At 62.0% G+C, this 8,632-nt stretch carries 9 protein-coding genes and 1 pseudogene; 5 read left to right on the forward strand and 5 right to left on the reverse strand.

The features are described 5' to 3' along the window. Positions 1-348 precede the first annotated feature (348 nt). The 5 genes from HFL01S_RS22300 to HFL01S_RS25245 form a co-directional block, all read right to left on the reverse strand. Entirely contained in the window at positions 349-1,197 is an 849-nt protein-coding gene (locus HFL01S_RS22300) for a nucleotidyl transferase AbiEii/AbiGii toxin family protein (RefSeq protein WP_066262959.1), read from the reverse strand. Continuing rightward, the gene (locus tag HFL01S_RS22305; protein ID WP_066262962.1) at positions 1,194-1,811 is read right to left on the reverse strand and encodes a type IV toxin-antitoxin system AbiEi family antitoxin domain-containing protein; all 618 of its coding nucleotides are present in this window, start codon (positions 1,809-1,811) and stop codon (positions 1,194-1,196) included. The genes HFL01S_RS22300 and HFL01S_RS22305 overlap by 4 nt, the downstream gene beginning before the upstream one ends. 80 nt (positions 1,812-1,891) lie before the next feature. Next, positions 1,892-2,362 (reverse strand): hypothetical protein, encoded by a 471-nt coding sequence (locus HFL01S_RS22310; RefSeq protein WP_066262964.1) that lies wholly within the window; start codon positions 2,360-2,362, stop codon positions 1,892-1,894. After that, on the reverse strand, positions 2,359-3,060 hold the full coding sequence (gene stbB / locus HFL01S_RS22315) for a StbB family protein (protein WP_066262966.1): 702 nt from the start codon (positions 3,058-3,060) through the stop codon (positions 2,359-2,361). The genes HFL01S_RS22310 and stbB overlap by 4 nt, the downstream gene beginning before the upstream one ends. Beyond that, positions 3,057-3,407, reverse strand: a complete 351-nt coding sequence (locus HFL01S_RS25245; RefSeq protein ID WP_157539038.1) for a MerR family transcriptional regulator — start codon at positions 3,405-3,407, stop codon at positions 3,057-3,059. The genes stbB and HFL01S_RS25245 overlap by 4 nt, the downstream gene beginning before the upstream one ends. 303 nt (positions 3,408-3,710) lie before the next feature. Between HFL01S_RS25245 and HFL01S_RS22320 the strand changes: the two genes are divergently transcribed. The 5 genes and pseudogenes from HFL01S_RS22320 to HFL01S_RS22340 all read left to right on the forward strand — a co-directional run. Continuing rightward, positions 3,711-4,283, forward strand: a complete 573-nt coding sequence (locus HFL01S_RS22320) for a hypothetical protein (RefSeq protein WP_066262968.1) — start codon at positions 3,711-3,713, stop codon at positions 4,281-4,283. A 16-nt stretch (positions 4,284-4,299) separates the two neighbouring features. Further along, positions 4,300-5,268, forward strand: a complete 969-nt coding sequence (locus HFL01S_RS22325) for a relaxase/mobilization nuclease domain-containing protein (protein WP_066262969.1) — start codon at positions 4,300-4,302, stop codon at positions 5,266-5,268. Between the two features lie 421 nt (positions 5,269-5,689). Further along, on the forward strand, positions 5,690-6,883 hold the full coding sequence (locus HFL01S_RS22330; RefSeq protein WP_066262974.1) for an ABC-three component system protein: 1,194 nt from the start codon (positions 5,690-5,692) through the stop codon (positions 6,881-6,883). Further along, the gene (locus HFL01S_RS22335; protein ID WP_066262976.1) at positions 6,880-7,368 is read left to right on the forward strand and encodes a three component ABC system middle component; all 489 of its coding nucleotides are present in this window, start codon (positions 6,880-6,882) and stop codon (positions 7,366-7,368) included. The genes HFL01S_RS22330 and HFL01S_RS22335 overlap by 4 nt, the downstream gene beginning before the upstream one ends. Next, positions 7,365-8,632 (forward strand): annotated as a pseudogene (locus HFL01S_RS22340) (DUF3732 domain-containing protein); the annotation flags it as partial. The gene HFL01S_RS22335 and the pseudogene HFL01S_RS22340, both read left to right, overlap by 4 nt.

Below are 8,632 nucleotides of genomic sequence, written 5' to 3' on the forward strand. Positions count from 1 at the left end.
GTTGACCAGGCAAAGAATGAAATTCTCCATGCTCATACATGGCGAGGTTTCAAATTATTACGAACTTTATCTTACGCCAAGTCGATGAAGTCACAGCCCCTCAATCGCCATCCGCACCCTCCAAAGAAGTAGCAGGAGCCAACTGTCGGCCCAGAGCTCGGCATCCTGGTTCTGTTGTGGCCTGAAGCGCGAGTGGTTCAAGGCCCAAACGAAAAAGCCCCAAGTGATCAAGTCACTTGGGGCGTGTTCTGGGAGGGCGTCGTTCACATCATGGTCTGTAGGCCGCATGAAACCTCGGTTTTTCCTCGGTCGGTTTTTCCAGATACCACCAAAAATACCACCACGCGTTCAGGCTGGCCTTTGCAGCGTCTGAAACACGTTGCGCAGCAGCCCGACCACCTCGATCAAGTCCATTGGCTGCAGCCGGTTCTTTTTCAGGAAGGCCGCCCACTGAGCCTGTTTCACCCCGTCCTGCGCGAACGCATCACTCAACCCGGTGGGGATGGTGTCGGGCACGGTCAGTTGCCGGCGTGAGAACGTGGCCTCGACGGCTCGGCGCAGTTCTGCCGTGTCCAGGCCACCTTCGCTGAGCAGCACCCGGAGGTCGAAATAGTCCTTCATGCGGGTGTTGGCCATGCCCAGCAGGCACACCGCATGGAACTTCTCGGCCACCACGGTGTACTTCGGGTACGAGCGCAGCAGGGGTACGGGCAGGTCGTCGAGCAGCACCGGGTAGCGCACCGATTCCGGGGCCGGTGTGACCGCATCGCCGAAACCGATGTCCACCTGCAGCACGATGCGCGCCCCATCCAGCTTCGCCTGCAGGTCGATCCGCACACCGCCATAGCCGGCGTCCTTGCGGATCACAGAGCCCTTGACCGATGCGGGGTCGAACACGATGCCGTCTTCCACTGCTATCGAGCAGATATCGCGGAAAGCCGCCACGGCGGTGCCGATGTCGTCCGGACCAAATCCCAGCAGATCCACATCGCGTGTCGGTCGGTGCGGCTGGTCGTACCAGAGCGAAAACAGCAGCGCCCCTTTGAGTAGGTAGTTGCCGACATGGGATGAGATGGACAGGCGGTACAGGAGCCGCTCCAATCCGTAGTGGGTGAGCGTCAGGTTGAAGTCCTGTTTGGTTGCATCGGCCCGTTGCTTCAGGCGGGCACGGATCGACGCGGCGAGGTTCCTGCTCATGCCGTGGTGCTTTCCAGGTAGGGCCGCATCACATTGGAGACGCGGTTGACCGCGGCGTAGTGCCAGAGAGCATCCATCGTGAGCTTTCGCTGGGCCCAGCCATCGCGCAGGGCCTCCAGCGCCACGTCCAGACCAATCTTGTTGCGGAACTTGAAGCAGTCGGCCACGGTCTTGGCCGCGTTGAACACCGGAACCTGAACGCCGTCAATCTCGAAGTGCTCGATGCCTTCCGTGAGGGCCCGTCCCGACATGCGCACCACGCGCAGCACTGGCTGGTCCGTTCGCGGTGTGGGGGTGTGAGGCGGGATGGCCAGCCAGACCTCGAACGGTGCCTGGGTGCCGATGCCATGGACCCGCAGCGCCGAGAGGAGGCACACAACACCACGCGGCATGCGCAGGGACACTTCGGCGAGGGAGCGGTGTTCACTGAGCGCTTGTCCGGGCAGGCTGTAGATGCCGCGGGCCACACGCTCCAGCTTGCCTGCAGCGACGAGCCGGCTGAGCATGGCAGTCGGAAGCGACTCCGCCGTCAGATCGCGCGCGCGCAGCAGGGGCTGTCGTTCAGCGAGTGCGAGCACAGCTTGTTCCAGCGTTGAAGGTTGTTCAGGGAGCATCCATGCAGTTTGTTTTAAATATTAGTTACTTGTCAACAACTAACTAGATAAAGAAACTCACCGTGTAAGCCGCAGCTGGCTCATCGGACCCAGATCATTACCACGACCAGCCAGGTCAGCGCAGCGCCGGTCACGAACGCCGCGCCGTGCGTCACCCACGGCATCCAGGGGTTGGGGCGGGGTTGGGCCAGCCGCGCGAGGTGCTGCAGCCGAGCGATCACTTGATTCACCGTTGGATGGAATTCCTTCTTGAACATGTCCAGTGCCGCTTCCCGCATCGCCTGAACTTGCATTTCTTTCGCGCGCTGGGTCACATCCGTCACGCTGCGGTCGATCTGTTTGGCCGTCTGGACCTTGGCGTAGTCGGTGAACTGCTTCATGTGCGGAGCGAAGCTCGCAATCTCGTGGGACACCATCTCGGTGGACTTGATCAACGATTTGCGTGTCGCATCCACCAAAGGCACCACCGCCTCCAATCGCTTGAGTAGCAGATCCAGGTCACCCAGCGCCTCGGCAATCAGCGCCTCCTTGGCCGTGCTCATGCGGTTCATGATTTCAGCTCCAGCTCTGCGAAGCAGGCATCAAGCTCGGGCACCACGCCACAGGCCAGGCGCCGCGTGGCCAGTTTCTGAGCAAGCGCCAGTTTCTCGTTCACGCCCTTGGCCTGAACGATCAGGGCCTTGTAGTCCGTCGGGTCGCTGGCCAGCGAGGCCAGATCCGTCTTCGTGCCCTTGATGCGGCCATAGATCTCGTTCTCCCCCAGCCTGCAGTTGAGGTTCACCTTCGTGATCGGCTGCTGCTTGAGGAATGCCAGCAGGGGATCAAAGGCCTGGTCTACCTTGACGCCGGCCTCGACCATGTTGAACACCAGCTTCAGGCGGGTCGACGGAACACCGATCCGGCTGAGTTCGATCAGCGTGGCGATGGTGTCCTGCTGCTGTTTGAGCGCCGGCACCGTGGGCACCACAAACCCATCGAAGTCTTCGTGGCTGCCGCGGTAGCGCTGCATCTGGGCCATCAGCTCCTCCACGTTGCTGGCCCCGATGTCCACCACCACGTTGTCCACGGTCTGCACGTACTCCTGCAGCTCGCCGAACTGGCGACCTCGCAGTGCCTGACCCTGACCTTCGTCGGCGTTCAGGCTTTCGATGGGGATGAGGTCGGCCCCTGGAATCCGGGGCAACAGCAGGTGCCGGGCAATGGTGGACTTGCCCACGTTGCCCGAGAAGTTGATGACGGCGATCTTCATTCGGGGCTCCTTGAACGGAAGAGGGGATTGGTGTTCTGGGTGGCGGTGAAGGCTTCGGCGATCTCCCGGCCGCTGCGCGGGTCTGCTTCGGTGCGCATACACGAGGCCGCGGGTGTTGGTGCCGGACCGGTGGTCGGGCGTCCATCGCTGGCTGCGCCAAGTCCTTTGACAGCCCTGGCCACCTCGCGCTGCACGGTCGCGTTGCTCACGTGCACGCCGACCGCTGCGAGGGCCATTCGGATCGCCTCGAAGGTGTAGCCCTGGTCGCGAAGTTCACGTATGTCCTGTGCAAAGTGCCTGGCCTTGCGTGAGCTTCTGCCCGGTGGATCGGCTGGAACCAGTTTCATCGTGCAGTTTCTACTCAAGAGTTGTTCAGCTGGCGTTCGCTCGCTGTTCCTTTGATGCGGTGGCGGCTCACGTGTAGATGGTTTGTCGTTCTGTTTGCGCGGTTGTTGTGCAGCGGCGGTGTCTGTGCGTCCATGTTCCACCCGCTGGAGGCCTTCCAGCCTGCTGGATTCGGAGGCAAATCCAGCAACGCAAGAGCATCGAAACGGGTCAACACTGGGTCCATGGGTGAGTGCAGAGATAGGCGCGGTGGCGCCGGTGTCAGACACATTCACCCAGGGGTGTTTCACCGTCCGGAGACCGCCATGAACAGCAAGCTGCGCGAGCGCATCAGCATCGATCTGCAGGGCCTGAAGGCAACCCTCATGGCGAGTGCGCAGGCCACGGGGACGTCGCCCTCGGAGATCGTGCGAAAGGCCTTGGAGCAGGCGCTGGGCACGCCTGCTGTGCCCAAGACCGGGGACGGGAACCCGCTGCTGACCAGGAGGGCTGGCGAGCGAGTGCGGCTGTGCCTGCGCATGGATAGCGAGGACGTTCAGGCCCTGCGGGTGGCCGCCAGGCGGGCGGAATTGAGCACCGGCGACTACGTGGCCGGTCTGGTGGCCGGAGCGCCAGTGCTGACGATGGCGGGCAGGCGGTCCGAACACATCGCCGTACTGGCAACTTCCAACGCCCAGCTCTCGGGCCTGAGCCGCAACATCCACGCGCTCACGCGCTTCCTCACCCTGGGCAACGTGCCACAGGCGCTGGTGTACCGCGACACGCTCAGGACGCTCGACGGGGACATCCGACGCCATCTCAGCCAGGCCGCAGCCCTGATGGCTGATCTGAGCCGACGCAGGTCATCTGCGGGGACCTCACGCCGGCCTCTCCGGTGACTTCCAGGAGAACGCCATGAACCCGAATCCGAACGTCGATGGGGTGCTCGTCCAGTGGGGCGACCGCTTGTTCTATTCGGGCAACCGCATCGTCAAGGCCAGGCCACTGCCCAGGCTGGGCGATGCCAGTACGCATCAGCGGGCCGACGCCATCCGCAGGCGCATCGAAGCCACAGTGGTGAAGCGGGCGCCCCAGGTCATGGTCAAGGTCACCGGGGGAGGGCGGGGCATGCTGGCCATTGCCGCCCACTTCCGCTACATCAGCAAGAACGGCCGGCTCGACATGGAGACCGACCAGGGCGACATCCTGCAGGGCAAGAGCTCGGTGCACGAGCTGGCCGACGAATGGCGCTACGGGGGCAGCCTGATTGGTGACGAAGGTTTCCGGCGTGAGGCCTTCAACATCATGCTGTCCATGCCACGGGGAACCGACCCGCTGACCGTGCAGAAGGCGACCAGAGCGTTCGCACAGACCGAGCTGGCCGACCACAAGTACGTGATGGTGCTGCACGACCACCAGGCCAACCCGCATGTGCACCTGAGTGTGCGCGCCGAGTCGATGTCGGGCAGGCGCCTCAATCCGCGCAAGGCGGACCTGCATCGCTGGCGGGAAACCTTTGCCGAGCAGCTGCGCGGCTACGGCGTCGAAGCCGAAGCCACCCGGCAGGCCACGCGGCTTCGAACCTGGAATGCGCAAGAGCTATGGCGGCTGAAGGCAAAAGAAGAAGGACGCTTGAGGAAAGACCGACCGGAAGACAAACACAGCCCGCGATCAAGGAACACCCGGGCCGCGATGCTGGGCGCGTGGGCCCACATTGGCAAGGCCCTGGCCCAGTCGCCCGATATCAAAGACGTGAAACTGGCCGCGGCGATCATGTCGTTTCTGCGTGGTTCAGGCGTGGCGATGGGGCATGCGAGGGCTTCGCCAGACGTGACGCAGTCGGTGCGGACGGCACCAGTTGTTGATCATAAGGTCCGTCGATAACCAGTATCGACTGCTGATAGGGGCTCAATCGAGGGATTCGCGGTGCCCATAGCGTTGTCTGGTAAAGACTGTTTAAGGCTGGAAGCGGCAGTTCCTCAATGTCCGCTACGGGGCAGGCTGTCGCGCCGGCAGGCATCTGTCAAATGCCCTTGGTCCGCTCCCGAGCGCGGCTGGCGCCGCCGGAAATGGCAGATCCAGCATAGCGCGCCCGCTTCCTCCTAGACATCCAATTCAACGCACTGTAAAAACACGGCGATCGTGCTCGCGCGTCGCCTCGGCGTACGCCTGGCTCCACTCTCTGTATATTTCACTGAGTTATACGTGCGTCAATGACTATGGCGCCAGCGTCGGCAGGACCTGAAGACCTACGACTTGGACATCAGGTGCCCGTGACTGGTTGAGGTCAAGCAAGGGAGGACAAGTGGCAACGCAAACAGACAAGTACGCTGCCGGCGAGCAGGGACTCGGCTACGTCTATCAGATTCGCTTCGCGCTCGCGCACCTAATGAAGCAGGACGAGAGCCAAGCACTGCTAATCGAGGCCGACGACGACGTCGAACTGAGAGACGTTGAGGGCAAAAAGACGCTGATTTCGCTGAAGCACAAGCAGGTCGGCGAGACCGTCGGCACGCTGTCGACCGATTTTTGGAAGTCCGTCCGTATCTGGCTCGACCGGTACATCCGCGACGGCAACCTCGCCTGCGACCACTCATATTGCATGGCAACGACGGCGCGCGTAGGTCCAAACTCACTGCTTCGGTATTTCCTAGCCGGCGCCGATGCCAAGCCAGCGGATTTTGCAAAGCAGCTTGTCGCTGAGCTCAAGGGCTCGAGGGCGGCGCTGAGTGCGCAGATTGATACTACGTTCAGCTCGTTGACCTCTGCCCAACAGGACGACTTCCTCGCCCGCATAGTGATTGCCGACAGTTCGCTGCGGATCATAGAGCTCGACGCCGCCTTTGCCCCTCTGCTGCGGTCGGTGGCGGCGAAATTCCGCGTCGATGTCCGCGAACGCATGGAAGGTTGGTGGCTCAGGGAAGCCATCGAGCTGATTCAGGGCGAGCGCAAGCCCATCACCGGCGCCGAGGTCTGGGCGAAGTTCGCGCAGGTCAACAGCGAGTACTACGACGAGCGTCTGCCAATCACCTTCGACGACGCGTACCCAGACCAAGAAATCGACGCAATGAAAGACACGCGTCAGTTCGTCGAGCAGCTGCGAGCGATTGGCATGTCCAGCGACAGCCTAGAGATGGCCATCTTGGACTTCTACCGCGCGTTCTCCCAACGCGCACACTGGACCCGAGTTAACGCCCTTGTAGGCGGCGAGATTCGGAAGTTCGAGCTGCGCCTGATCGAAGAATGGAAGCGCGCCAGAGGTTGGGCGATGGTGAAGGCGCCTCAGAACGAGGCCGAGTTCCAGGCTGCAGGTCGCCAGCTATATGACTGGGCCGAGAACCAGTCCAAGGGCTTACAAATCCGCAAAGACGTCACGGAGGACTTCGTTCGCCGCGGCAGCTTTCACATCCTAGCAGACGAGAAACCGCTGCCTCGTGTGCACTGGCATCCCCAGTTCCTTGAGCGCCTGAAGGCTGCCACGTCCAAGGTGCCTGCATGAGGGGCTGGTCATCTCGCCCTTTTGAGGAGCGTAACCTCTTCAACCCGGCTTTCTGTGCGGTAGTCTTGGTTGCCGCCATCCGCGAGTACGAACGCGTTGCGAGGAAGCCCATGCCCTACTCCTTGACCCTGCTTGTTCTGCCGATGTGCCTGCACCAGGCCTCGCGAGAGGAGATTCTGGAGAACAAGAGGCTATCCGTCCTGCGTGTGTTCGCGCTTCGCCCGGACTTGCTGGTCAACTTCGCTGAGCGGGCACGGTCGCTGGTCCAGTACGCCACAGAGGCCTTCGCACTGCTCGCAAGCAAGGACTGCATCAAGGTAGGTGATGACGGCTGCATCAGCCTCACTCCCAGACGGGTGTCACCTCAGCCGTTGAACACCAACGACGCCGAGAGGTGCCGCGCCGCCGCAATCGTCCTCGGTCGCGATTTCGCCCAGATTAACGACCGCGTGACGGTCTACGCCAGTTTGTCCATCCGCCCATGAAAATTGCTTCGATTCATATCTACAGCCACGACGGTCGTAGGCGCGACCTCACCCTCAATCCCGATGGGCTGAACATCATCACCGGCCTTGCCTCGACGGGTAAGTCGTCCCTCTCGGACATCGTCGAGTACTGCATGGGCGAGGACGTATGCAAGATTGCGGAGGGCTTCATCCGCGAAAAGGTGTCCTGGTTCGCGGTCACCTTCCAGTTTCCACACGAGCAGGTGTTCGTCGCCAAGCCCAACCCCAAGCCGGGTCAGGTTCAGTGCTCGCTTGCAATGGTCATGCGTGGCAGGCAGATCCAGACGCCGGATTTCAACGCCCTAAAGCACAACGGTGGCGATGAGCTTGTCCACGAACTGCTTTCATCTTTGCTGGGCATCCCGGAGACGAAGACACCTGTTCCTGAACGCAGCAGTCGCACAGGCTACTCGGTGAACGTCAAGCACACGGCGTTCTATCTCTTCCAGAAGCAAGGCTTGGTGGCCAGCAAGGAGCTACTGTTCTACCGACAGGCAGAGGAACACCTTCCCCAGACCATCCGTGACACCTTTGCTGTCCTCTTCGGCATCTCCAACGTCGGCGACATGGAGACTGAGGCGAACCGACGTGCGACGCAGCGCGAGCTAAAGATTGCTCAGAGAGAACTGAAGCTGGCACAGGAGACTGAGGATGCGCTGGACACGCGCGGCTTGGGCCTACTGGCGGAGGCGCGGGCTGTGGGTATCCCCTTCAGCAACACGCCAGGCCGTGCCGGGCCGAGCACGGACGGAGCCGAGAGCGACCTGGTCGCGTCCCTTCGTGAAGTCCTTAGTTGGCGGCCCGGGCAGGTAGCACTCATGGCCGAGAATGAAATGGCGAAGCTCCAGGCACGCCGTTCAAATCTGCGGACAGAGCGCCGCCAGGTCCTGGACCAGATTGCATCGGCGCAGAGGTACGTCAAAGGCGCGTCCGACTTCCAGACTGAGGCCCAGGAGCAGCGTTCTCGCCTTGAGTCCATCAATGCGCTGCCGCGTTCGTCAACCGGCGTGTGGCAATGGCCGTTCCTGAAAGAGGAAGACGCCCGCATGGATGGCTTCGCCCAATCGCTGATGGCCGAGCTATCGAGCCTGGAAGGCGAGCTTGAGCACGTTGGCGGCGCGCGCCCTCGCCTGGATGAGCACCTGGCGGCGCTCACCGACCGTTCCGGCCAACTGAAGGATGCCATCCGTAAGGTCGAAGTTGACCTCAACGCTGCGGTCCTGACCGATGAGAAGGCAGCAGT

Source organism: Hydrogenophaga flava NBRC 102514 (assembly GCF_001571145.1).
In the GTDB taxonomy this organism is placed as follows: Bacteria; Pseudomonadota; Gammaproteobacteria; order Burkholderiales; family Burkholderiaceae_C; genus Hydrogenophaga; species Hydrogenophaga flava.